The sequence below is a fragment of the Micromonospora sp. NPDC049662 genome, assembly GCF_040675055.1.
Classification (GTDB): domain Bacteria; phylum Actinomycetota; class Actinomycetes; order Mycobacteriales; family Micromonosporaceae; genus Micromonospora.
This window is the reverse complement of the sequence record NZ_JBFAOC010000008.1, coordinates 34,184-57,600: the sequence shown is the minus strand read 5'-3', so window position 1 is coordinate 57,600 and position 23,417 is coordinate 34,184. Positions and strand designations below refer to the sequence as shown.

Genomic DNA, 23,417 nt, shown 5'->3' with positions numbered 1-23,417 from the left:
GCACCACGGCGGGGACCGTGACGGACCATAGCGTGCCCGCAACCTCCGGTCAGGGCCCCCCTATCCGATTCCCGACAACTGGTGGACACGCACCGTCACCACGGTCCACCCGAGATTCCACCCACCGCAACCGGAGCACCACAGACAGTGTCCACCATGGATTCATCGACCGGGGAACAGCCACCCAACGTCGACCGCCCTGACCCACAGTCACCAGCCGGGCGTGCCCAAAAAAGTCACCCACACCAACGGACCGCGCACCGACAGACGCGCAGCGCTACTCAGCCCGCGCGCCGCCGCGCCCGCCGCGCCGCCAACTCGTCCCCCACCGGATCCGACGAGGACCCCACCACCGGCTCCGCCGGGCCGCTCGCCGCCGGCTCCGCCGGCAGATGCGACAACGACCCCTGGATCTCCTTGAAGGCCCCACCGATCGCGATCCCGAACACGCCCTGCCCACCCTGCAACAGGTCGACCACCTCCTCCGGGGACCGGCACTCGTACACCGTCGTCCCGTCAGAGATCAGCGTGATACCCGCGAGATCCTCCACACCACGCGACCGCAGCGCCTCGATCGCCTTACGGATGTTCTGCAGGGACACCCCCGCATCCAACAACCGCTTCACGACCTTCAACACCACCAGATCGCGGAACGAGTACAACCGCTGGGTCCCCGAACCCGACGCGTCCCGGACGCTCGGCACCACCAACGTCGTCCGAGCCCAGTAATCCAACTGCCGATAACTGATGCCCACCGCGTGGCACGCCGTCACACCTCGGTAGCCCACCGAGCCGTCACCCTCAGGCGTCACACCCGGCTCGTTCACCTGTGTACCCGGATCGGGATCCTGCGGCTCGTGCATGCGGACAACCTCCCCGTCAGTGCGGCGACGCATCGTTTCCTGCGACGCGCACCCCTCGACACGGCAACCCTAACGCCACCTTCAGGGGTTACCGCGGAGGAACCGGCGCGACACGCCGCGCAGCCACCGAGAAAGATCACCAACCGCGCGCCAGCGTCACCCACCGTGACACCAGCCGGGCACCCGAACCGCTCAGCCCGCGAAGTCCTCCGGACGCACCTGCTCCAGGAACTCGCGGAACTTCTCCACCTCATCCTCCTGCTCATCAGGGATAACGATCCCCGCCTCGCTGAGGACCTGCTCGGCACAACGAATCGGCGCACCAACCCGCAACGCCAACGCGATCGAATCGCTCGGACGCGCCGAAACCCGCACCCCGTCACCGATCAACAAGTCGGCGTAGAACACGTTCTCCTTGAGCTCGGTGATCTCCACCGCCTGCAACGGCGCCTGCAACGCCGCCAACACATCCCGCAAAAGATCATGCGTCAACGGGCGGGCCGGCTTGACCCCCTGCTGCTCATAAGCGATAGCCGTGGCCTCGACCGCACCGATCCAGATCGGCAGATAGCGGTCGCCCTCGACCTCCCTGAGCAGGACGATCGGCTGGTTGCTGGGCAGCTCCACCCGAACTCCGACCACGCTCAGCTCGCGCACCGCCGCCTCCGTGTCGTCGTCAACCTACGCACCGCGCCCTTCCCTGCACGGTACACGGACCGCAACACGGCCGTCCCATGCGCTACAGCACCACGTCCGCGCCAGAAAGGGGTTACCCCGGCAAGCCTACGGCACGCTTCAGAGAAGAGATCTTTCCGCTCCGCCGCACCTGCCGGGCACCTCACCGACCCAACGTCGACCGCAACCCCACCCGCACCAACGCCGCGTGCAACTGCTCCGACAACGCCACCAACTCCCGCGCCGTCTCCGCCGCCCGCGCCCGCGCCGCCGGGTCACTCTGCCGCGCCAACGGCGCCACCAACTGCGCGAACAACCCGACCTCACGATCGGCCGCAGTCCGATAACCCCGCAGATGCCGCGGCTCCAACCCGTACGCCGCCAGACCCGCCACCGCCGACGCGATGATCAACGCATCCGCGTCATACCACCCCGGCGGATCCGACACCAGCACACCGAGCCGCTCCAACTCCACAAGCGTCGACTCGTCGACCCCACTGCGGGCCACCAACTCAGCCCGGCCGAGCCGCACCTGCGACGACTCGGCCGGCTCCGCCGACTCCCGACCCGGAACCGCACCATCAGGCCCCACCGCCACCAACGCCGGCCGCGACCGCTCCGGCTGCTCACCGGACGAATCCCACTCGGCCAACTGCTCACGGATCACCCGCAACGGCAGGTACCTGTCCCGCTGCGCGGTCAACACGAACCGCAACCGCGCCACATCGTCCCAGCTGTACTTCCGGTAACCCGACGCCGTCCGCTGCGGCTCAACCAGCCCTTCGGCCTCGAGGAACCGCAACTTCGAAATCGTGGTGTCCGGGAAATCCACCCGCAACTGACCCAGCACCTCACCGATGCTCATCAGCGGCTGGGACCGGGCCGCCCCGGGTGGCGTGGAGGCCGCAGGCTCGTTCACCCCCGGCCGGCCTCCTCCTCCGGGCGCGGACCGGCGATGAACACCACCCGGAACTTACCGATCTGAACCTCGTCACCATTGCTCAACGTGGCCGCCTCGACCCGCTCACGATTCACGTACGTGCCATTGAGGCTACCCACGTCCCGCACCGTGAACGTCCCACCATCACGGTGGAACTCCGCGTGCCGACGCGACACCGTCACGTCATCGAGGAAGATGTCACTGTCCGGATGCCGGCCACTGGTCGTCACGTCGTGGTCCAACAGGAACCGGGCACCCGCATTCGGACCGCGACGAACCACCAGCAGCGCCATACCCGGCGGCAACGAACCGGACATCCGGCTCGGCACCACATCGGTGTCCGGCCCCTCCAGCACTTCGTCGAGCGAGCCGAGATTGAGCGTCGAGGTGACGTCGAGCGGGGGGAACTCGTCGTCTGGGCGCGTCATGGGACCACCTCACGGATCTGTTCGGTCGGCGTCGGGTAATGGCGGGTCTGGCCGCCGGGCACTCCAACACCCGGCGGCTGGCTCCCCGTGCCCGGGAAGGCAATTCCACAACGCACAACTAATGGGTTCTTCTCGGTCGACTGGGCGAGCCTAGCCAGCGCCGAAATGCAGGGCAACCGGACGCGCGCAGACATCCCGCACGCCGGATCAAGCACACTCAGCCTTCGGTGATCTTCTGATACGCGCCCGCCGTGAGCAACCCGTCGGTCGCCGTCGGATCAGCCGGCGTGATCTCCACCAACCAACCCGCACCGTACGGATCCGTGTTGATCAGCTCAGGAGTGTCGCCCAGCGCCTCGTTCCGCGCGGCCACCGTACCCGCGACCGGCGCGTAGATCTCCGACACGCTCTTGGTCGACTCGATCTCACCCAACGAGTCACCGGCCGCCACGACCGCACCCGCCTCCGGCAACTGCACGTACACGATGTCACCCAACGCGTCCTGCGCGAAGTGCGTGATGCCGACCCGGATCGAACCGGTACCGTCACCCGCCACCCACTCATGCTCGGCGGTGTATCGCAGATCCTCGGGAATCACCAGACGCGTCCTCATCCATCGTGCCCCGGACCACCCGGGCCCGGCGCGGCCGCGCCGGTCAGGAGACCGGACGGGCGTGTTTCCTACTTGGTCGGCACGTGCAGCGCCGAAACCTCGGCAACCTCACGCTCCCCAAACGTCACGTTACCGCCGTCACCCCGGACCGACGCCACCACCCCACCAGGAATGTTCAACGCCGTACGCATCGTCGCCGGATCACCGATCACCGTGATCGTGTACGGACCCGTCAACCGACGCCCCTCCACCATCAGCGACCCGTTCTCCCCATCCAGGAAGTACGTCGACGCGATCACCCGCACCGTCGCCCGGTCACCACCGGAGATCTGCATCGCCTCCGCGCCCGCGCCCCGCAACTCCTGCACCGCGTCCAACACCCGGTTCGCCGTGATCGGCTTCACCCCACTGGAGAACTGCACCGTCAGCCCCGGGCCCACCGCCGGCAACGTACCCGCCAGAATCCCCAGCTCGTCCGCCCGACGCGTCGCCTCGTCCAACGCCGCCTGCCGACCCTGCTCACCCGAGGCCAACTGCCGCTGACTGTCCTCCAACGCCCGGATGTCCTGCTGCAGGCGACTCTCCCGCGCGTCCAGATCCGACAGGATCCGCACCAGGTCCTCCTGACGCGTCGCCCCCAACGTCGGATCCGTCGACGTCGTCTTCAACTGCACGACCAGCGTGAACCCCAGCAACGCCAACAACACCGCGATCATCACCCCGGCCGCGCTCCACCGCGACCGACCGGTCACCGCGGGCGCGGCCGGCGGCACGTCCGGCTCGTCCGACGACACCGCCGGCTCCCCCGCCCGCGACACCGCGCGCAGGTCCACCGTCGCCCCGTCATCGGCCGGCACCACCTCCGGCTCCGCGTCGTCCGGCTGCGGCTCCGACACCGGCCCGCGCGGCGCCAACGGACTCAACTCGTCCGGATCCGGCGCATCCGGCCGCGGATCCGGCTCACCCGCCGGCCCACCGGGCCGCCCCGGCACCACCGGCTGCGGCCAGCCCGTCCCCGTCTCATCCTGCTCGTCGCTCATCGCTGTCAAACCTACGCCCGGAACAGGTGCCGACGGATCGCCGCCACATTTCCGAAGATCCGCACACCCAGCACGACCACCACACCGGTGGACAACTGCCCACCCACGCCCAACTGGTCACCCAGATACACGATCAGGCCCGCCACCAGCACGTTCGAGATGAACGACACCACGAACTGCTTGTCGTCGAAGATGCGGTCCAACTTCGCCCGCACCCCACCGAACACCGCGTCCAACGCGGCCACCACCGCGATCGGCAGGTACGGCTGCAACGCCGACGGCACCGTGGGATCAAGCCACACCCCGAGCACCACACCGGCGAGCAACGCCAGCACCGCGATCATCCGCCACCTCCGGAAGGACTAGCGGTCCCCGGCGAACCCGACGACCCAGGACTGCCAGACCGGCCACCCGACCCCGAAGGGCTCGGACTGACCGACGGCTTGGCGTAGCGTAGCTGCGGCTCCGGCGCCGCCGGCAGGGTGAGGTCCTCCGCCTCCCGCACACCGAACGACAACCCGGTCTTCTGCGCGACCTCCCGCATCAGCGCCGCGTTCCGACTGTCCTCGAACTTGCGCCGCATCGACCCCGGACCCGTCGCCGACACCTCGTACGGCCCCGTCACCGGCCGGAAATCCACCAGGATCGCCTCACCCGCCGAACGGATCGTCGACGTCGACGTCAACCGCTGGCCGTTGATCGCGATCGCCTCCGCGCCGGCACTCCACAACGCGTTCGCCACACCCTGCAGGTCGCTGTACAGCACCCGCGGCGGCCCCGCGCCCGCACCGGTCACCGCATCCGCGTTCCCCGGAGCGTCCGCCAGGCGCACCACCACACCGTCACCCCGCACCCGACCCAGCCCGGTGCTCGCCTCCAGGTCCCGCAGACGCGCCGCGGCCGAACCGCTCAACGCCGCGTCCCGCTGCCGGCTGACCTCCTCACGCAGCTGGTCCGCCCGCGCCGACAACCGGTCGGTCTGACTCTCCCGCTCCTTGATCTGCGCCACCAGCCCCGAGCGCGCCTGGGCGCGCCCCGGCTCGTCCGCCATCGTCTGGCGGTACGCCACCGCGAACAGGAAACCCAGCACCACCACCACGACCAGGCCGACCGACCGCGCCGCCCAGCCCCGGGGCGCGTCCGGAGACGACCCCCGCCGGCGCGCGGCGGCCGCGTCCGCGTACCCCGGGTCCAGCGGGTTACGGAACAACTCGGTGAGGAAGTCCGGCGCGTACACCCGATCCGGGCGGGGCCGCGGCGTCGGCGGCGTCGCGCTCACGCGGCCGCGTCCCGGCCACGCGCCCCGCGCACCAACCGCGACGCCTGCACCACGTACATCGCGCCGGCCACCCAGTAGAGCACCAGCCCCCACCAGGCCAATCCCCAGCCGATCGCGGCCGTGGCCGTCGCCGCCGCGCTCCACTCGGTGGCCAGCAGCAGCACCGGGAACGCCGCGAGCAGCAGGAACGTGGCGGTCTTGCCCACGTAGTGCACCGGCGGCGGCCCGTACCCGAAGCGGCGCAGCACCGCCAGCGAACCGAGCAGCAGCAGCTCCCGGGCCAGCAGCGCCGCCGTGAACTGCCACGGCACCACCCCCCGGGCGGTGAAGGCCAGCAGCGTGGCGAGGATGTAGAGCCGGTCGGCGAGCGGGTCGAGCAGCTCACCGAGCCGGCTCACCTGCCGCAGTCGGCGGGCGATCCAACCGTCGACCCAGTCGGTGGTGCCGCCGATGGCCAGCACCACCACCGCCGCGACGTCCGCCCGGGAGACCAGGAAGAGATAGAGGAACAGGGGTACGCCCAGCAACCGCCCGAAGCTGATCAGGTTGGGCAGGGTGAGCACCTGGTCGCCGGGCGTCTGCTCGCCGGTGTCCCGCGGGTGCTCTGCCTGAGCCGGCCGACGCGACACCGAACCTCCTTCACGGCACGCCCCGACGCCGGGCCGAGATCGGGCGCGGCGGAGGTCGTACGCGCTGTCGGGCCGGCAACCACCGGCTCCCCTGCGGTCCCGGGACGGGACCTCTGCCCTGATACGGCCCGCGATCACCGAGATCGCGGGCCGGTTAAGTGCGCTGCCACTATATCGGGCTCTCGTCGACGGCCCGGCCGCCGTGCGCTGTCGGCGCGGTGGTGTGGCGGTGTGGTGTGGATCACCACCGCTAAAGCGTCCTAGGATACTGATGGAACGTGTCAGGCCGTCTGGACCGCTGCCTGGTCGGCCTGCTGCTCCGGCACCGTCTGCGTCGCCGCGCGGCCGAACGCCAACAGGGACGCCAACAGGTCGTGCTGCGTCCGGGGCGGCATCCTGTCCAACACGGCCTGCACCGCGCGCTGGCGCCGCTCCGCCAACTCCCGCAACAGCGTCAACGCGGCGGCGGTGGGCACCAACCGCACCTCCCGCCGGTCCCGGGGATCCGCCACGCGACGCAGCAGGCCGGTCGCCTCCAACCGGTCGCACAGTCGGCTGGCCGAGGAGGGCACCACGTCCAGCAGCTCGGCCAGCCCGTTGACATTGGTCTCCGGACGGCCACTGATCAGCATCAGCACCCGCAACTGCGTGGGGGGCACCTGATGCCGTGACGCCGCCGAGTCGAGCACGGCGATCAGCGTCTCTGCGGCCGCGTTGATCGCCGCGGCGAGATCCGCCGGTCGCTCCACCCGATGTCCCCTGCCGTCGTCGCGCTGGTGCCCGCCCGGGACGGTGGCGGCGACTCTCATCCGCCATCCCGCCCACGCGGACCATGCCAGTCGAGGCAGACGACGACGGCGTCGTCGCGCAAATCGGAATCCGCGTGGTAGGCGTGTAGTTCGCGCATCACCGTACCAACCGCCTCGGTCGCCGGCTGCAACCGAGTGGCGCGCAGCGAACGAGCCAACATCCGCTGCCCGTACGGCTCCCGCCCCGCCGGCTCGGCCGCCCACACCCCGTCGCTGACCACGAAGACCCGGTCACCCGGCGCGAGCTGGAACTCCTGCACCTCGTAGCGGGTCTCGGCGAACATGCCCAGCGGCAACTGCTGATCCAGCGTCATCGGCTCGACGGTCGCGCCGCGCATCCGCAGCAGGTGCGGCGAACCGGCGTCGACCGCCCGTACCCGCCCGGTGGCGATGTCCAGCTCCAGCAGCAACGTGGCCACGTGTCGACGGCCCCGGTGCTGGTAGTAGACCGTGTCCGAGGCCAACTCCGCCTGCTCCACGAGGCCGCCGTCGGAGCGGCGGGCGTTGCGCATGGCGTTGACGGTCACCGCCGTCAGCAGCGACGCGGCCAGGCCGTTGCCCTCGCCGTTGAGCACCGTCAACGTCAGCCGTTCCCCGTCCAACGACCAGTCAAAGTGGTCTCCACCGACGGTGTACGCCGGTTCCAACTGCCCGGCCAGGTGGAAGCAGCGGTGTGCCACGCTGCGCCCGGGTAGCAGGTCCCACTGCATCTCGGCGGCCATGCTGAGCCGCTCCCGACGACGGGCCCGGCGGTACCGGTCGGTCTCCCGGTCCGCGGCCCGCATCGCCACCGCCAGGTCACCGGCGATGTCGGTGGCACGGCCGGTGACCGCCGGGCCGGGCACGGTCGGCAGCTCGATGAGCAGCACGCCGAGGCGCTCCCCCCACACCGTCAGGGGCAGGTAGAGCCGGCAGGCCCCGTCCTCGAGACCGTCGCGCACCGGCTGCTGGCTGGAGAAGCAGCGCTGCGCCACGGTGTGCCGGGCCAGGGCTCCGGCCGCCGGCAGGTCCGGGTCCAGCACGGGCCAGAGCCCGCTGATCCGGTAGTCGGCGACGAACACGTCGGTGCGCACCGCGCCCAACGCCGCCCGGATCGCCCGGTCCGCCGCCTCCGCCAACTGGTCGGGCGCGGCTTCGCGTAGCGCGCGCGACACCCCGTCCGGCGCGTCCACCATGCTTGGTCGTCCCTCCAAAAACTTGCTACAGGGCAAGCATCATACGGAGACCCCGGACAACCCGTCGTCGCGGGTCAGTCGGCGCCGCGCGTCGCCAGGACACCGTGGAAGGCGTCCGGCACGTCGACCGGCACGCCGGCGGGCCGCCAGCGGTTGACCGGGACGATTCCGTCCGACGTCGGCGTCCACCGGCCCAGCAGCGGCGCGAACGCCGCCGCGGGTCGCATCCGGAACGCCGGCCCCATCATCGCCAACGCCTGCGGGTGGGCGGCCAGCTCCTCGGTGTCGAAGTCCACGGCCAGCAGGCTGCCCGGCGCCGCCGCCGCGTACAACTCGTCGAGGGTGCGCCTCAGCGTGTCGTCGTCGAGGAACGCGGCGAGCCCGAGGAAGACCAGCCCCACCGGCCGTCGCCCCCACCCGGGTACGAAGCGGTGCAGTTGGGCCGGGTCGATGGTACCGATGTCGGTGGCGTCGCCGTAGCCGTAGCCCGCCCGGTCGCTGCCGGCGAGGATCCGCTGACCCAGCCGGATGGTCACCGGATCGACGTCGGTGTAGAGCACGCTGGCCTCGGGAGCGACCTCGTGCACGTTGCCCATCGTGGGCACCCCCGCCCCGAAGACCAGGAACCCGTCCACGCCCTGCTCGACGATCGCCCGGACCGCCCGGCCGAGAAACGCCCGCAGCTCCGCGAAGACCGGCGCGCACGGCCCGTACGCCTGCTCGAAAGCGGTCGCGGCGGCCACGTCGACGCCGAAGTGGTGCTCCCCACCGAGCCAGTAGTCGATCATGCGAGCGGTGCTCGGCTCGTCCGGTTCACCCATCGACGGCGCTCCTCCCCTCGGGTCGTCGCCAGCGTACCGACCGGTGCCCGAGCGGCGGTATCGCTCCGCCGCGCCGCCACGCCCGCGATACTGGCCCGGCGGGGGGTGGGCGGTGAACGCGGCGAACAGCGCGGCGGTGGTGGTCGGCGTGGACGGCTCGCAGCCGTCCCTGCGCGCCGTGCGCCTGGCCGCCGCCGAGGCGGTCCGCCGGCACCGGCCGCTGCGGGTGGTGCACGGTTTCATCTGGCCGCTGCTACGAGTACCCGTGGCACCTCCGTCCGGCGCGCCGCCGGGCGTCGGACTGCGCGAGCGGGCACAGGAGCTGGTCGCCGCCGCCGTGGCCGAGGCGACCACACCCGGGCTGACGGTCTCCGGGGAGATCATCGACGGCGAGGCCGCCGCGGTGCTGGTGGGCGAGTCCCCGACCGCCGCGCTCATCGTGCTCGGCGACCGGGGACTGGGCGGCTTCTCCGGGCTCGTCGTCGGCTCGGTAGCGGTGCAGGTCAGCGCGTACGCCGACTGCCCGGTGCTGGTCGCCCGCGGCGAGCAACGCCCCGACGGCCCGGTGGTGGTGGGGCTGGACGGCTCGCCGGCGTCGCTGCTCGCCGCCGACGTCGCCGCCGAGGCCGCGGTGGCGCGCGGCGTGCCGCTGCGCGCGGTGCACGCCTACCGGCACCCCGGCAGCAGCGGTCCCGGCGACCTGCAACCCCTGGTGTACGACGAGGCGCGGTTGCACGACGAACAGGAGCGGCTGCTCGGCGGCTGGCTGCACGGGCTGACCGACCGCCATCCGGGGTTGCGCCTGACGTGCCGGGCGACCCGGGAACGCGCCAGCGCCGTGCTCGCCGAGGCGTCCGCTGACGCGCAACTGCTGGTCGTCGGGGGGCAGGGGCGCGGCGAGGTGACCGGGTTGCTGCTGGGGTCGGTGAGCCAGTCGGCGCTGCACCACGCGCGTTGCCCGGTCGAGGTGGTGCGCGGTCCCCGCTGACGCCCCGGGGTTGGTCCGCCGCCCAACGGGTAGACGGCCGCGGTACGCCAACGGCGACGAAGGAGGCAGCAGATGCCAGGACCACGGCCGGGCAGCAACGCGTACGACAAGCAGCGGGCGCGCCTGCGCAACGCGATCGACGACTCCGGACGTCGGGTACCCGACGGCAAGGCCAACCAGGTCGCCAACCGGATCCTGCAGGAGGATCGCGGCCAACGGGGCGTCGTGCGCGGTGAGCGCACGTACGGTCCCAAGAGCGAACGCGAACCGGGCGACCCGAAGTGAGGGGCGTCGACCTGGCCGACGGCGCGATCGCCGGCGCGGTCGGCAGCACCGCGCTGAACGTGGTCGGCTACCTCGACATCGCGCTGCGGGCGCGGCCGGCGAGCAGCACGCCGGAGCAGACCGTCGACAAGCTGGCCCACCTCGCGCACGTGGACCTGGGACCGGAGCCCCGGGCGGCCACCCGCCGCTCGGGGCTCGGCCCCCTGATCGGTTACGGGCTGGGCATCGCCGCCGGCATGGCGTTCGCGCTCTACGCCGGGGGCCGACGGCAGCCGTGGCCGATGGCCACCGGTGTGCTCGGCGCCGGCGTCATGGCGATGACCGACGGGTCCATCACGGTGCTGGGCATCAGCGATCCCCGTACCTGGCGGCGCTCGGACTGGATCTCCGACATCATCCCGCACCTGGCGTACGGGCTGACGGCCGCCGCCACCTGGAACAGGCTGCGACGGCCGTCAGGTCACGGTCGTTAGGCGCGGGTGTCGCTGTCGTCCTCGGCGACCGGCTCACCCGCCGGGCCGTACGGCGACACCTGCCCCTTGGGCACCGGCCGGCCGGCGTCCCCCCGCGACGAGCCACGGTTGAGCGGATGACCCGACGGTCCGGGCCCCTTGCTGTCCTGGCTGGTCGCTCCCTTGGCGTTACGCCGGAACTCCTCCTGCTGCGGGTTCACCACGAGCGTCTCCCTCCCGGTACGGCAGGCGGCATCGACCGCCTCCACCGGCCGCATACCCGTGGGATCCGGCCACATTCCGGTCCTGGCTGGCGTCGGGAGGGCTAGCCGGGCGTGCGGCGGGTACCCCCGTGGGGTGGGTGACGATCGAGCGGTGGTGCGGGTCCTGCTGGACCGGCGTGGCGACACGTACGCCGAGGAGGCCGGCATCCGGCTGGCCGACCGTCCCGGCCCGCTGTACCAGCTGCTGGTGCTGGCCACCCTGTTGAGCACCCGGATCCGGGCCTGCGTCGCGGTGGACGCGGCGCGGGAGCTGTTCGCGGCCGGCTACCGCACACCGCAGGCGATGGAGGCGGCGAGCTGGCAGCAGCGGGTCGACGCGTTGGGGCGTGGTCACTACCGCCGCTACGACGAACGCACCGCCACCATGCTGGGCACCGGGGCCCGGCTGTGTCTGGACCGGTGGCACGGCGACCTGCGTCGGCTGCACCGCGATGCCCAGGGCGACCCGGCGGGGCTGCGTCGACGGCTCACCGAGTTCCCCGGCATCGGACCCACCGGCGCGGACATCTACCTGCGCGAGGCGCAGACGGTCTGGTCCGACGTGCGCCCGTACGCCGACCGGCGGGCCCTCGCCGGCGCGAAGCGGTTGGGCCTGCCGGGCTCACCGGACCGGCTGGCCTCCCTGGTCGACGAACCGGAGTTCGGTCGGCTCGCCTCGGCGCTGGTACGGGTGGCGCTCGGCGAGGAGTCCGCCGGTGAGGTCGCCCGCGTCGCCGCCGGCTGAGCCGCTCACTTGACGGTCTTGTCCCCCGGTCGGGTCAGGTGCCACACCAGCAGCGCGGCGAGCAGCGCCAGGACGATGACGCCGCCGGAGATGCCCCGGCCCTCCTCGGGGCTGCGGCCGGTGCTGCCGAAATAGATCACCGCGAGGCCGGCGAGGACGGTGACGAACGTACGTAACCCTCGGTCCTTCACGTACCGCACCGTAGGCGGGCCACCTTTCCACCGTGACGATTCACGCGTTTTGTCCCTCTTTCGGGGGTGCGGTCACTGTTCGGCGACGAAGCCTCGCAGCCGTACCCGGCGCACCGCCCGGTCGGCGACCTCCACCACCTCGATGGTCAACCCGGGCAACCGCACCGTCTCACCGGGAGTCCCCGGCAGGTGCCGCAACCGGGACAGCACCAGCCCCGCCACCGTCGTGTACTCCCGGGACAGCGGGAAGCTCAGCCGCACCCCCACGTCGGGCAGATCGTGCAGGGGAAAGTCACCGGGCACCAGCAGCGACCCGTCCGACTCCCGGACCACACCGCGCACGTCGCGGTCGGTCTCGTCGTACAGCTCGCCGACGACCTCGGCCAGCAGATCCTCCAGCGTGACGATGCCGTCGATGCCACCGTGCTCGTCCACCACGAGGGCCATCTGCTGGTGTTCCTGGCGCAGGCAGCGCAGCGCGTCGGCGACCGCCACGGTGACCGGCAGCAGTAGCGGCGGCCGGGCCCGCTCCCCCACCGTGCCGGCCTCGGCCCGGACCAGGTCGCGGATGTGCACCACGCCGACCACCTCGTCGAGGCCGCCCGGGCCGGTGACCGGCGCACGGGACCGGCCGGCGACGCCGAGCAGACGAACCCCCTCGGCGGCGGGCAGGTCGGCCGGCAACGTGGTCACCTCCCGGCGGGCCACCAGGATCTCCCGCAGCGTCCGACCGGCGATGTCGAACGCGCCGGTCAGGATCTCCCGCTGCTGCGCCGACAGTCCCCGCTGGGTGGCCAGCATCTCCCGCAGCTCCTCCTCGGTCATCTCCTCACGGCTGGCCCGTGGGTTCCCGCCGGCGAGGCGGACCACCACGTCGGTCGTCGAGCTGAGCAGCCACACCGCCGGGCGGGACACCCGGGCGAGCAGGTCCAGGGGGCCGGCGCTGAGCAGCGCCCACCGCTCGGCGCGCTGCATCGCCAGCCGCTTCGGCGCCAACTCGCCGATCACCAGCGTCACGAAGGTCAGGGCCACCGTCACCAGCAGCACCGCGGCCGGACGAGCCACCGCGCCGAGGAAACCCAACGGGCCGACCAGTGGCTGGGCGAGGGACACGGCGGCCGCCGCCGAGGCGAGGAACCCGGCCAGGGTGATGCCGAGCTGGATGGTGGCCAGATAGCGGTTCGGGTCCCGGGACAGCCGGACCAGCCGCTCGCCGGCCCGGCTGCGCCGACCCAACCGTCGCAACTGCCCCTCGCGCAGCGTCACCAGCGCCATCTCGCTGCCGGACAGCGCGGCGTTGACCAGCACCAGGACGGCGACCAGCGCCAACTGCCCGAGCTGACCGCCCACCACGCACCCCCGTCGACCGCCCTTCCGTCACTCAACCGCAGCGCGGCCGGCTCCCGCGTGCGTTTAGTCGACCTCCAGGTCGTCCAGCGAGATGGAGTGCGTCATCAACCACCGGGCCAGCGCCGTCATGCCGAACAGCCACAGCGGCACCGACTCGGTGGGCCCGTTCGTCGCGTAGATGGCGAACCGCAGGTCCGGGGCGCGGTACGCCTCGATCCGCCACTGGTGCTGCCGGTCCCGCCAGACCGCCGAAGGGTCCATGGCGTCACCGTAGGTGACCGCCGACGGTTTGGGGGCCGGTTAGCCCGGCACCACGGCGGCACCGAGCAGAGCCCGCGCGGCGGACACCAGCATGGCGATGCCGATCCCGGCGAGCAGCAGCCAACCGACGCCGCGCCACCCCGAGCCGCGAGCGGGCGGCGGCACCGGCGGCGGTCGCCAGATTTCCCGGTACGACCAGGCCAGCACGCCCACGCCGAACGGGAGGAGGCCGATCCACCACCAGAACCACCGGGTGCCGACCGCCGGTGGGGCCCCACCGACCAGCCGGACCAGCCACATCAGGGTCACCGCGCCAGCGAGCAGCCCGGCGGTGTCAGCGAGCCGGTGCGCGGCGACGCCGGAGGCCTGCCACGGGCGCGCCGACGCGGCCAGCCGCGCGTCCAACCCGTCGGGCCGCTCGGTCGCCTCCGGTACGAGGGACTGCGCCTGCGCGTTGGGCGGGTCGACAAAGGCGTACCGCACCCGACCGCTCGGCACGCTCCACGCGATCATCGCGCCCCGCATGTCGTACCGCAGGTGCGGCCGGCTGCCCCAGTACAGGTCGTCGTCGGCCCAGCCGGACGCCCGCTGGAAGGTCACCACACGGCCCGCCGCCAGATCCCGGTCGAGCTGGCCCGCCGTCGCCTCGCGCGGGGTCACCCACCACGCCAGCGCAGCCCACAGCACCCACAGCAGCGGCAATCCCCAGCGCATCGCGCCCGCGACGACACCACGCCACCGCTCACGTGACGACCGCGACGGGGACAGCAGCGGCTCGGCCACCTCTCCACCCTGACAGCCCACCGCAACCCCGGCCACCCCTGGTCATCGCGGAGACGCGCTCAGGTGACGACGACCCGCGCGTCGTCGGGCAGCCGACGGGTCGCGCCACGGCGGTCCAGCAGTTCCAGCAGCGGCACCGCCACCCGTCGGGTGGTGTCCAGCGCCTGCCGGGCCGCCGACAGGGTGAACGGCTGGGGCAGGCCGGCGAGGACGGTGACCGCCGCGTCGAGCGCGTCGGGCAGCAGCACCACGGTGTCGGCCAGCCGCAGCAGCGCGCCGGCGCGTACCGCCGCGCCGATCTCCCGAGGTCCCAGGCCCAGTTCGACGAGACGGTCCGCCTCCGGGGCGCGGAACGGCCGGTCGGCGTACTCGGCGCGAACCCGCTGCACGGCCCGCGCCACCGGCTCGGGCAGGGTGTCGACGGCGGCCGTGCCGATCCGGCCACCGTGCACCCGCAGCGGCGGACGCACCAGCGCCTCGACCAGCGCCCGGTCGGGCAGGGCGAGACGTTGCCGCAGCGCGTCCACCGGCATGCCCGCCTCCAACGGGTGCTCCCGGGCGTAGCGGGTGACCTCCTCGGTCACCCGGTCGCCGAGCTGCCGCCAGTGCCCCGGGTCGGCCAGCCAGTCAGCGGCCACCGGCGTGGCCTGCACCGGCACACCCATGCGCCGCAGCGCGCCGACCCGGACCAGCCGACGGCGGCGCAGCTCGCCGGCCAGGTCGGGACGACCGTCCAGCTCGGCGAGGACCGCCGCGCGGGCGGCCGCCGCGCCCCGGCGGGACAGCGGCGGCGGCGCGACGTCGAGGACCCGTACGCCACCGGCAACCCGATGACGGCCGGGATCACGTAGCAGCGCCCGGTCGCCGACCAGCAACGGCAGCGGGCGGGCCAACCGGAGCCGTACGGTGTCCACGCCGAGCGGCCGGACCCGCACCGGCACGGCCGCCGACCCCACGTGCAGGGTGAGGGTGGCCGGCAGGTCGGCGGCCGGGTCACCGGAGAGCCGCACGTCGACGAGGTCGGTGCGGTGGAACCGCCCCGGGGTGAGCAGCGCGTCGCCACGGCCGAGCCGGTCGCGGGGCGTACCCCGCAGGTTGACCGCCACCCGGGCGACGGCCGACACCTCCGCTCGGGCCTCGCCCAGGCAGTGCAGGCCGCGGACCCGGACCGGCTCGTCGACACCGGCCAGTTCCAGGGTGTCCCCGACCCGCAGCCGGCCGGCGCCCAGCGTTCCGGTGACGACGGTGCCGCTGCCCCGCACGGTGAAGCTGCGGTCCACCCAGAGACGCACGGGCGCGTCCGCGACGGGCTCGGGCAGCCGCGCAACGAGCCGGTCCAGCGCGGCCCGTAGCTGCGGCAGCCCGGCGCCGGTCAACCCGCTGACCGCCACCGTCTCCACCGCGCCGAGGCTGCTCGCCGCGATCTCGTCCCGGGCGCGCTCCGTCGCCGGCCCCGGGTCGGCGAGGTCCGCGCGGGTCACCACCAGCAGGCCGTACCCGACGCCGAGCGCGTCAAGCGCGGCCAGGTGCTCCGCGGACTGCGGCATCCACCCCTCGTCGGCGGCGACCACGATCAGCGCGGCCGGCACCGGGCCGACCCCCGCGAGCATGTTCGGCACGAACCGCTCGTGCCCGGGTACGTCGACGAAGGCGATCGTGCCGCCGGACGGCAACGTCGTCCAGGCGAACCCCAGATCGATGGTCATGCCCCGACGGCGTTCCTCGGCCCACCGGTCGGGTTCCATCCCGGTCAACGCCCGGACCAGGGTCGACTTGCCGTGGTCGACGTGCCCGGCGGTGGCGACGACGAACATGCTCAGTCGTCCCCGGGTACGCGCAGCACGGCGGCCAGGACCGCGTCGTCGGCGTCCACGGGCACGCACCGCAGGTCGAGCAGGAGTCGGCCCCGCACCACCCGACCCAGCACCGGCTGGTCTCCGGTGCGCAGCGGGACGGCGTACCGCTCGGGCAGGCTCAGCGCCCACGATTCCAGCTCGACGCCGGGAGCGCCGCCACCGCCGACGACGGCGACCGCCTCCACGACCTCCGCCTTGCGTCCGTCCGCGCCGAGCCGGTCGCGTAGCAGCTCCACCCGGCGGCGCAGAACGGCCGGATCGGCGTGCAGCGCGGTCCGCGTCGGGGTGTCCGGCCGGTGCAGCGTGGCGGCCAACGCCGCCAGGGTGAGCTTGTCGACGCGCAGCGCGCGGGCCAGCGGGTGGCGGCGTAGGCGTTCGACGAGCGCGGCGTCGCCGAGCAGCAGGCCGGCCTGCGGGCCGCCGAGCAGTTTGTCGCCGCTCGCCGTGACCAGGGCCGCGCCGGCGCGCAGGGCGCTGGCCGCGTCCGGCTCGTCCGGCAGCAACGGATCCGGTGCGAGCAGCCCGGAGCCGATGTCGGCGACCACCGGCACGTCGAGGGTGGCCAGTTGGCGCACCGGCACGGCCGAGGTGAAGCCGGTGACCTGGAAGTTCGACGGGTGCACCTTCAGCACGAACCCGGTCTGCGGGCCGACGGCGGCGGCGTAGTCGTCGAGCGTCGTGCGGTTGGTGGTGCCCACCTCGCGCAGTCGCGCGCCGGTGCTTACCAGCAGGTCCGGTAGGCGGAAGCCGTCGCCGATCTCGACGAGTTCGCCGCGGCTGACCACGATCTCCCGGCCGGCGGCCAACGCCGTGGCCGCCAGCACCAGCGCGGCAGCGCCGTTGTTGACCACGTGCACGGCGGCGGCGTCGGGCACGGCGGCGGCGAGCGCGTCGAGGGCGTCGCGGCCCCGACGGGCCCTGCGCCCGGTGTTCAGGTCCAGCTCGACGTCGGTATGCCCGGCGGCCGCGACGACGGCCGCGACGGCGGCCGGCGACAGCGCCGCCCGGCCCAGGTTGGTGTGCAGCACGACACCGGTGGCGTTGAGCACCGCGCGGGGACCCGGCGCGGGCAGTCCGGCGACGGAGGCGTCCCGCACCTCCTCGGGGGCGATCTCACCACGGCGGGCCCGCGTCTGCGCCCGCACGACGGCGGCCTTGACCCGCTCGCGGCCGAGGGTCGCGATGGCCGCCGCCAGCTGCGGATCGGCGAGGAGGGTGTCGGTGCGGGGCACCCGACGTCGCGGGTCCTCGCTGCCGTCACGCATCACGTCACTCCTGCCGCCGTTGGCGGAGACGGACGGGAATCGAACCCGCCTGGCCCGGGTCCCGGACCACACCGGTTTTGAAGACCGGGAGGGGCACCAGCCGCCTGAACGCCTCCGTCGCACATTCGATCACAACGCCGGTGCGACCGCTCAGTCAGTCGCCGGATCCACCTCGGTCCGCCGGGCGTTCACCCGCTCGCGTTGCGGCACGACGGTGTAGCGGGGGTCGCGGGCGGACGCGACGCCGCCGTAGAAGATGCCGAACCGGGTGGCCACCGACGCGCCCAGCAGCGCGGCCCCGGACAACGCCCCGACGGCGCGACTACCCCGACCCAGCAGCGCCCCGGCCACCCCGGCGGCGGTCAGCAGCCGACCGGCGCGCAGCAGCCGGCCCGGCCGACCCGTCCGGTAGGGCTCGCTGAGCAGCCCGAGACGGGTCTCCACCCGGTGCGCGCCGTACAACTCCAGGGCCGCCCCGGCCACCGCCATCCGGCGGGCCGGCCCGGCCTGCGACGGCGGCGCGGCGAGCAGACCGACGCCCGCGCCGCTGGCCAGCGCGCTGCCCGCGAAGATGACCGGCAACTCGGGGTACGCCTCATGCCACGACGGCACCGCCGTGTCGGCGAGCAGGACCCCGGTGTACGTCGCCAGGGCGGGCGCGGTGACGGCGGCGACCAGCCCGGCGGCGTGCCCGACCGGCGGCAGAGCCCGACCGACCACCCCGAGCGGACCGCGCCGGGGCAGCCAGCCGGCGGTCTCGGCGATCGCCGCCAACCCGGCGGCCGGCCCGAACGCGCTGAGGATCCAGGTGCCCACCCACCGGGCCGTGTCAACCTCCCCCCCCCCAAGCATGGCATGAACCCCCGCCGCCCGCCCAACATCCCGTAGCAGTAACCCCGCGCTGGCGCTGACGGCGCCCAGCGCGGTGACCCGGCCGGCGCGGCGCAGCGCCGGGCGTCGGGTGAGTTGACCTCCGGCGGCCAGCAGCGACGAGCCGGCGGCCAGACCGCCGGTGAACAGGTACGCGGCGATGTCCCACTTCCACACCGGGGCCTTGAGGATGGGCCGGCCGTAGTAGGAGGTGAACTCGGCCTCGGGGACCCGCAGCTCCTCTCCGCCACCGCGACGACCGCGCCGGGAGCGCCGCGCCGCGTTCTCCCGGGGCTGCGCCGGCCGATCGTCGTGGGGTTGCGGCGTCCGATCCTCGTGGGCGCGGGCCGGCACGGCCACATCGGCGCCGTCGTCCGCCTGCCTCTGGCCCGGTAGGTCGAGGCTCGCGGCGGCCAGTCGGTCGCGGAACCGGCGGAACCGGGCGCCCACCGGAAGGCGCTCCGGGCTCACGAGGATCTCCCCACGAAGGCGGCGACGGTGGCCGCCGCCATGGCGAGCGCGGCGATGCCGGCGCGTTTCCACATCGCCGGTAGGTCTCGGGTGGTCACCACCGGGTCCGGTGGCAACCCGTACACCTCCGGCTCGTCCAGCAGCAGGAAGAACGCCCCGTCACCACCCACACCATCATCCGGGTCGTGCCCGTACAAGCGGGCCTCGGGAACACCCCGACCGTGCAACGTCGCCACCCGCGCCGCCGCCCGCTCCCGCAACTCCTCCAGGGGCCCGTACTGGATCGACTCCGTCGGACACGCCTGCGCACACGCCGGCGTCATCCCCGCGCCCAAACGGTCGTAACACAGCGTGCACTTCCACGCCCGACCATCACCCCTACGCTGATCGATCACCCCGTACGGACACGCCGAAATGCAGTACCCACACCCATTACAGATGTCCTCCTGCACCACCACCGTCCCGAACTCCGTCCGGAACAACGACCCCGTCGGACACACATCCAAACAAGCCGCATGCGTGCAGTGCTTACACACATCCGACATCATCAACCACCGAAAATCCGACCGACCCTCCACACCGCTGTCCCGCCCCGGCGGCCGCGCACCCGGCATACCCAGGAACTGTGGCTGCGCGCCGCCGTCGGCCGGGCCGGTGTCGGTCGCGCCGCCGTCGGCCATGCGCGCGGCGGCCGACGGCGACCCGGGCGGCAGACCCGGTTCGGTGCCGGTCGGCCCGGCCGTGCCGGCGGCGGCCGCCGCCGACGCCGCGCTGACCGTCGTACCGGTGGGCGTACCCGCGAACGCCGCGCTGCCATGTCCCGCCGGGCGCGGCTGCTCCACGAACGCCACGTGCCGCCACGAGTTCGCCGTCAACGCCCCCGTGTTGTCGTACGACATCCCCAACAGATCCAGACCACTTCCCGGGACGTCGTTCCACTCCTTGCACGCCACCTCACACGCCTTACAGCCGATACACACACTCGTATCGGTGAAGAACCCCATCCGCTGCGGCGCGTCCACATAACCCGCGTCCGGCGCCGGATCGAGCGGCCCGTAGAGGCTGTTCGGGTCAGGAATCACCGCTGCCCTTCCCGTCCTGGTCGATGGTGACGGCCGGCGCGTGCCCACCCGGGGTGATCCCGGCCCGCCGCTGGTAGTCGGCGACCAGGTCGAGCAGGGCAGCCCCGGTGGGCCGCCGGCCGGGCCGTACGTCGCAGGTACCGATCTTGCTCTGCTGGATGAGGACGTTGGGGTCGAGGGTGATGCCGAACAGGTCGTTGGCCGAGTCGCCGGTCACCAGACCCTCGAACCCGAAGTGGTACGGCAGCCACACCTGATGGATGACCCGACCGTCCACCCGCAACGGAGTGAGCCGGTCGGTGACCAGCACCTTCGCCTCGATCACCGCCCGACCGCTGACCAGGTGCGCCCACCCGAGGTGGGCCAACCCGGTCTCGGCGGCCAGCTCCGGCGACACCTCGACGAACATCTCCGGCTGCAACTCGGCGAGGGGTCGTACCGTCCGGCTCATCCCACCTGCGGTGTGGTGCTCGGTGAGCCGGCTGACCGTGAAGATGTACGGGAAAACCTGACTGTGCTCCTGCGGCGGGCTCGGGTTCACCGAGTTCACCGGGTGCGCGTACGACTTGCGGGTCGGGTTGGCCTGCTGGCGGTAGAGCGGGTTGCGCACCGGCGACTCGACTGGCTCGTAGTGGGTGGGCAGCGGCCCGTCCAGGACGCCGCTGGGCGCGTACAGCCAACCCTTGCCGTCGCCCTGCATCACGAACGGGTCGTCACCGGCGATCCCCTCCGGACCGGACGCGCCGGCCGGCGGCCGGTACGACGGCGGTTTGGTCTTCTCGAAGTCCGGCACGTCGTGGCCGGTCCACTCGGCCTTGTCCGGGTCCCACCAGATGTAACGCTTGCGCTCGCTCCACGGACGGCCGTCCGGGTCGGCGGAGGCGCGGTTGTAGAGGATGCGCCGGTTCGCCGGCCACGCCCAACCCCACTCGGCGGCCACCCAGTCCTGCTCGTGCCGGGACTTGCGGCGGGCGGCCTGGTTGACGCCGTCGGCGTACACGCCGGTGTAGATCCAGCAGCCGACGGCCGTGGAGCCGTCGTCGCGGGCCTCGGCGAAACTGGACAGCGGCTGGCCGGTCGTCACGTCGTACCCGTTGATCTCGCGCAGCACCGACTCGGCGCTGGGCTCCGCGTGCGGACCGTGGGTGGGGTAGTCCCAGGTGAGGTCGAGCAGCGCCCGGTCGCGCGGCAGCGACGAGCCGGCCAGCTTCTCCCGCAGTCGGCGGCCCAGGTGGTAGAAGAACCACAGCTCGGAGCGGGCGTCGCCCGGCGGCTCGACGGCCTTCTCCCGCCACTGCAACAGCCGCTGGGTCTGCGTGAACGTGCCCTCCTTCTCCACGTGCGACGCGGCGGGCAGGAAGAACACCTCGGTGCGGCACTCCTCGGGCACGATCTCGCCGGTGGCCACCTCGGGGCCGTTCTTCCAGAACGTCGCGCTCTCGATCATGAACAGGTCCCGCACGACCAGCCAGTCGAGGTTCGCCATGCCCAGGCGTTGCGCCCGGCCGTGCGCGGATCCGACGGCCGGGTTCTGGCCGAGCAGGAAGTACCCCTTGATCTTTCCATCGATCATGTTGAGGACCTGCTGGTAGGTGCCGTGGTCCCCGGTCAGCCGGGGCAGGAAGCCGTAGCCAAAGTCGTTCTCCGGCGTCGCGGCGTCCCCCCAGTACGCCTTGAGCAGGCTGGCCGCGTACGACCGCGCGTTGCCCCAGAAGCCCTTCTGCCCGGGGTGCCGGATGCTGTCCACCCACTCGTCAAAGGTGGGGTGATCGGCGTGGTGAGGCATGGGCAGGTAGCCGGGCAGCAGGTTGAACAGGGTCGGGATGTCGGTCGAGCCCTGGATGCTCGCGTGCCCGCGCAACGCCATGACCCCGCCACCGGGCCGGCCCATGTTGCCCAGCAGGAGCTGGATGATCGCCCCGGCGCGGATGTACTGCACTCCGACGCTGTGCTGCGTCCAGCCCACCGAGTAGATGAGCATGCCGGTGCGTTCCCGGCCCGAGTTCTCCGTCCACGCCCGCGCCAGTTCCAGGAACTTGTCCTGCGGGATGCCGCAGACCCGCTCCACCATCTCCGGCGTGTAGCGGGCGTAGTGCCGCTTGAGGATCTGATAGACGCAGCGCGGGTGCTGCAACGTCTCGTCCCGCTGGGTCTGGCCGCCCACCGGCGCGCCGTGCGACTCGTGCTCCAACCCGGCGGCGGTGTCCCGCTCCTTCGCGGTGTGTCCGCTGCCCGAGGAGTCCTCGTGCCCCTCGTACTGCCAGCTGTCCTGCACGTAACTGCCGGTTTCGGGATCGAAGCCGGAGAAGAACCCGTCGCCGTCCTCGGTGTCGCTGAACCGGTCGCTGACGATCGTCGCCGCGTTGGTGTAGGCGAGGACGTACTCGCGGAAGTCCAACTCGTTGTCGAGGATGTAGCGGATCACCCCACCCAACAACGCGATGTCCGTCCCCGCCCGGATCGGCAGGTACGCGTCCGCGACCGCGCTCGTGCGGGTGAACCGCGGGTCGACGTGGAACACCTTCGCGCCCCGACGCTTGGCCTCCATCACCCACTGGAACCCGACCGGATGCGCCTCGGCCATGTTGGAGCCCTGGATGACGATGACGTCAGCGTTGGCGATGTCCTGCTGGAAGTCCGTCGCACCGCCACGACCGAAGCTGGCCCCCAGACCGGGGACGGTGGCGGAGTGTCAAATACGCGCCTGGTTCTCGATCTGCAACGCCCCCATCGCGGTGAACAACTTCTTGATGAGGTAGTTCTCCTCGTTGTCCAACGTCGCCCCACCGAGGCTGGAGATCCCCAGCGTCCGGTTGAGCGGCCGGCCCTCGGCGTCGCGGTCCTCCCAGGTCTGGGCCCGGGCCGCGAGGATCCGATCGGCGATCATGTCGACGGCCGTCTCGAGGTCGAGGTCTTCCCACTGGGTGGAGTACGGACGGCGGTAGCGGACCGTGGTCTGGCGCAGCGGACTCGTCACGAGGCTCTTGCTGGCCGCGCCCTTGGGACACAGGCGGCCCCGCGAGATCGGACTGTCCGGGTCACCCTCGATCTGCGTGACCTGCCCGTCGGCGACGAAGACCCGCTGACCGCACCCCACCGCGCAGTACGGACACACCGACCGCGCCACCGAATCGGCGGTCTCGGTACGCGCCGTCAGAGCGGCCGACCGCGCCGACTTCGCCGCGGCGCCCCGGCCCAACGGGTCCGTGCCGGTGAGCTGGCGATACACCGGCCAACCCTCGATGAAGGTCCGTAGACCCATCCCGACACCTCCTTGCCCGTG

General features: G+C 72.5%; 26 protein-coding genes and 1 tRNA gene. 4 read left to right on the top strand and 23 right to left on the bottom strand.

Translation table 11 applies throughout. From position 1 onward, the window contains the following. Nucleotides 1-281 precede the first annotated feature (281 nt). The 12 genes from AB0J36_RS08800 to AB0J36_RS08745 form a co-directional block, all read right to left on the bottom strand. Nucleotides 282-863: a MerR family transcriptional regulator gene (locus tag AB0J36_RS08800; protein ID WP_355051042.1), complete on the bottom strand. Its 582-nt coding sequence runs from the start codon at nucleotides 861-863 to the stop codon at nucleotides 282-284. Nucleotides 864-1,055: 192 nt separating this feature from the next. Continuing rightward, nucleotides 1,056-1,520 carry a bifunctional nuclease family protein gene (locus AB0J36_RS08795; RefSeq protein ID WP_007460347.1) on the bottom strand — a complete coding sequence of 155 codons (465 nt, stop codon included), beginning with the start codon at nucleotides 1,518-1,520 and terminating at the stop codon, nucleotides 1,056-1,058. 181 nt (nucleotides 1,521-1,701) lie between these two features. After that, nucleotides 1,702-2,403: a MerR family transcriptional regulator gene (locus AB0J36_RS08790; RefSeq protein WP_357119452.1), complete on the bottom strand. Its 702-nt coding sequence runs from the start codon at nucleotides 2,401-2,403 to the stop codon at nucleotides 1,702-1,704. 50 nt (nucleotides 2,404-2,453) lie between these two features. Then, nucleotides 2,454-2,906, bottom strand: coding sequence for an FHA domain-containing protein (locus AB0J36_RS08785; protein ID WP_007071101.1), 453 nt, complete (start codon nucleotides 2,904-2,906; stop codon nucleotides 2,454-2,456). A gap of 217 nt (nucleotides 2,907-3,123) precedes the next feature. Further along, the gene (gene gcvH / locus AB0J36_RS08780) at nucleotides 3,124-3,504 is read right to left on the bottom strand and encodes a glycine cleavage system protein GcvH (RefSeq protein ID WP_357119455.1); all 381 of its coding nucleotides are present in this window, start codon (nucleotides 3,502-3,504) and stop codon (nucleotides 3,124-3,126) included. Between the two features lie 83 nt (nucleotides 3,505-3,587). After that, nucleotides 3,588-4,559: a DUF881 domain-containing protein gene (locus tag AB0J36_RS08775; RefSeq protein ID WP_357118770.1), complete on the bottom strand. Its 972-nt coding sequence runs from the start codon at nucleotides 4,557-4,559 to the stop codon at nucleotides 3,588-3,590. Between the two features lie 11 nt (nucleotides 4,560-4,570). Next, nucleotides 4,571-4,903 (bottom strand): small basic family protein, encoded by a 333-nt coding sequence (locus tag AB0J36_RS08770; RefSeq protein ID WP_355051040.1) that lies wholly within the window; start codon nucleotides 4,901-4,903, stop codon nucleotides 4,571-4,573. Beyond that, nucleotides 4,900-5,838: a DUF881 domain-containing protein gene (locus AB0J36_RS08765; protein ID WP_357118774.1), complete on the bottom strand. Its 939-nt coding sequence runs from the start codon at nucleotides 5,836-5,838 to the stop codon at nucleotides 4,900-4,902. The genes AB0J36_RS08770 and AB0J36_RS08765 overlap by 4 nt, the downstream gene beginning before the upstream one ends. Then, nucleotides 5,835-6,467, bottom strand: coding sequence for a CDP-alcohol phosphatidyltransferase family protein (locus AB0J36_RS08760; protein ID WP_357118777.1), 633 nt, complete (start codon nucleotides 6,465-6,467; stop codon nucleotides 5,835-5,837). Before AB0J36_RS08760 ends, AB0J36_RS08765 begins: the two co-directional genes overlap by 4 nt. A 281-nt stretch (nucleotides 6,468-6,748) precedes the next feature. Continuing rightward, on the bottom strand, nucleotides 6,749-7,216 hold the full coding sequence (locus AB0J36_RS08755; protein WP_357119458.1) for a MarR family transcriptional regulator: 468 nt from the start codon (nucleotides 7,214-7,216) through the stop codon (nucleotides 6,749-6,751). A gap of 56 nt (nucleotides 7,217-7,272) precedes the next feature. Next, the gene (locus tag AB0J36_RS08750) at nucleotides 7,273-8,451 is read right to left on the bottom strand and encodes a PP2C family protein-serine/threonine phosphatase (protein WP_357118780.1); all 1,179 of its coding nucleotides are present in this window, start codon (nucleotides 8,449-8,451) and stop codon (nucleotides 7,273-7,275) included. A gap of 74 nt (nucleotides 8,452-8,525) precedes the next feature. Further along, nucleotides 8,526-9,272: an SAM-dependent methyltransferase gene (locus AB0J36_RS08745; protein ID WP_357118783.1), complete on the bottom strand. Its 747-nt coding sequence runs from the start codon at nucleotides 9,270-9,272 to the stop codon at nucleotides 8,526-8,528. A gap of 112 nt (nucleotides 9,273-9,384) precedes the next feature. On the opposite strand from AB0J36_RS08745, the gene AB0J36_RS08740 reads away from it, so the two are divergent. The 3 genes from AB0J36_RS08740 to AB0J36_RS08730 all read left to right on the top strand — a co-directional run bounded on the left by AB0J36_RS08740 (nucleotide 9,385) and on the right by AB0J36_RS08730 (nucleotide 11,018). Further along, nucleotides 9,385-10,260, top strand: coding sequence for a universal stress protein (locus AB0J36_RS08740; RefSeq protein ID WP_363660366.1), 876 nt, complete (start codon nucleotides 9,385-9,387; stop codon nucleotides 10,258-10,260). Between the two features lie 72 nt (nucleotides 10,261-10,332). Continuing rightward, the gene (locus AB0J36_RS08735) at nucleotides 10,333-10,545 is read left to right on the top strand and encodes a phosphatidylethanolamine-binding protein (protein WP_088948250.1); all 213 of its coding nucleotides are present in this window, start codon (nucleotides 10,333-10,335) and stop codon (nucleotides 10,543-10,545) included. After that, the gene (locus tag AB0J36_RS08730; protein ID WP_363660365.1) at nucleotides 10,542-11,018 is read left to right on the top strand and encodes a hypothetical protein; all 477 of its coding nucleotides are present in this window, start codon (nucleotides 10,542-10,544) and stop codon (nucleotides 11,016-11,018) included. Before AB0J36_RS08735 ends, AB0J36_RS08730 begins: the two co-directional genes overlap by 4 nt. Here AB0J36_RS08730 and AB0J36_RS08725 read toward each other — a convergent pair. After that, nucleotides 11,015-11,221, bottom strand: coding sequence for a hypothetical protein (locus tag AB0J36_RS08725; protein WP_363660364.1), 207 nt, complete (start codon nucleotides 11,219-11,221; stop codon nucleotides 11,015-11,017). The two genes, AB0J36_RS08730 and AB0J36_RS08725, sit on opposite strands and share 4 nt — an antisense overlap. Before the next feature lie 133 nt (nucleotides 11,222-11,354). Between AB0J36_RS08725 and AB0J36_RS08720 the strand changes: the two genes are divergently transcribed. Then, a complete protein-coding gene (locus tag AB0J36_RS08720; protein WP_357118794.1) occupies nucleotides 11,355-12,005 on the top strand; it encodes a hypothetical protein in 651 nt (216 codons plus the stop codon). A gap of 5 nt (nucleotides 12,006-12,010) precedes the next feature. Here the strand turns inward: AB0J36_RS08720 and AB0J36_RS08715 are convergent, their stop codons facing one another. The 10 genes from AB0J36_RS08715 to fdh form a co-directional block, all read right to left on the bottom strand. Beyond that, a complete protein-coding gene (locus tag AB0J36_RS08715; RefSeq protein WP_355244916.1) occupies nucleotides 12,011-12,196 on the bottom strand; it encodes a hypothetical protein in 186 nt (61 codons plus the stop codon). A 72-nt stretch (nucleotides 12,197-12,268) separates the two neighbouring features. Then, entirely contained in the window at nucleotides 12,269-13,546 is a 1,278-nt protein-coding gene (locus AB0J36_RS08710) for a hemolysin family protein (RefSeq protein ID WP_357394931.1), read from the bottom strand. Between the two features lie 63 nt (nucleotides 13,547-13,609). After that, the gene (locus tag AB0J36_RS08705) at nucleotides 13,610-13,807 is read right to left on the bottom strand and encodes a hypothetical protein (RefSeq protein WP_145781709.1); all 198 of its coding nucleotides are present in this window, start codon (nucleotides 13,805-13,807) and stop codon (nucleotides 13,610-13,612) included. Between the two features lie 39 nt (nucleotides 13,808-13,846). Next, nucleotides 13,847-14,590, bottom strand: a complete 744-nt coding sequence (locus tag AB0J36_RS08700) for a hypothetical protein (protein ID WP_363660363.1) — start codon at nucleotides 14,588-14,590, stop codon at nucleotides 13,847-13,849. A gap of 59 nt (nucleotides 14,591-14,649) precedes the next feature. After that, the gene (gene selB, locus AB0J36_RS08695) at nucleotides 14,650-16,404 is read right to left on the bottom strand and encodes a selenocysteine-specific translation elongation factor (RefSeq protein ID WP_363660362.1); all 1,755 of its coding nucleotides are present in this window, start codon (nucleotides 16,402-16,404) and stop codon (nucleotides 14,650-14,652) included. A 2-nt stretch (nucleotides 16,405-16,406) separates the two neighbouring features. Beyond that, nucleotides 16,407-17,711, bottom strand: coding sequence for an L-seryl-tRNA(Sec) selenium transferase (selA, locus tag AB0J36_RS08690; RefSeq protein ID WP_363660361.1), 1,305 nt, complete (start codon nucleotides 17,709-17,711; stop codon nucleotides 16,407-16,409). A 20-nt stretch (nucleotides 17,712-17,731) separates the two neighbouring features. Then, nucleotides 17,732-17,827 (bottom strand) — tRNA-Sec (locus tag AB0J36_RS08685). A 34-nt stretch (nucleotides 17,828-17,861) separates the two neighbouring features. Beyond that, nucleotides 17,862-19,052, bottom strand: coding sequence for an NrfD/PsrC family molybdoenzyme membrane anchor subunit (gene nrfD, locus AB0J36_RS08680; protein WP_363660360.1), 1,191 nt, complete (start codon nucleotides 19,050-19,052; stop codon nucleotides 17,862-17,864). Beyond that, nucleotides 19,049-20,131, bottom strand: coding sequence for a 4Fe-4S dicluster domain-containing protein (locus tag AB0J36_RS08675; protein WP_363660381.1), 1,083 nt, complete (start codon nucleotides 20,129-20,131; stop codon nucleotides 19,049-19,051). Before AB0J36_RS08675 ends, nrfD begins: the two co-directional genes overlap by 4 nt. After that, entirely contained in the window at nucleotides 20,124-23,396 is a 3,273-nt protein-coding gene (gene fdh / locus AB0J36_RS08670) for a formate dehydrogenase (protein ID WP_363660359.1), read from the bottom strand. Before fdh ends, AB0J36_RS08675 begins: the two co-directional genes overlap by 8 nt. Nucleotides 23,397-23,417 lie beyond the last annotated feature (21 nt).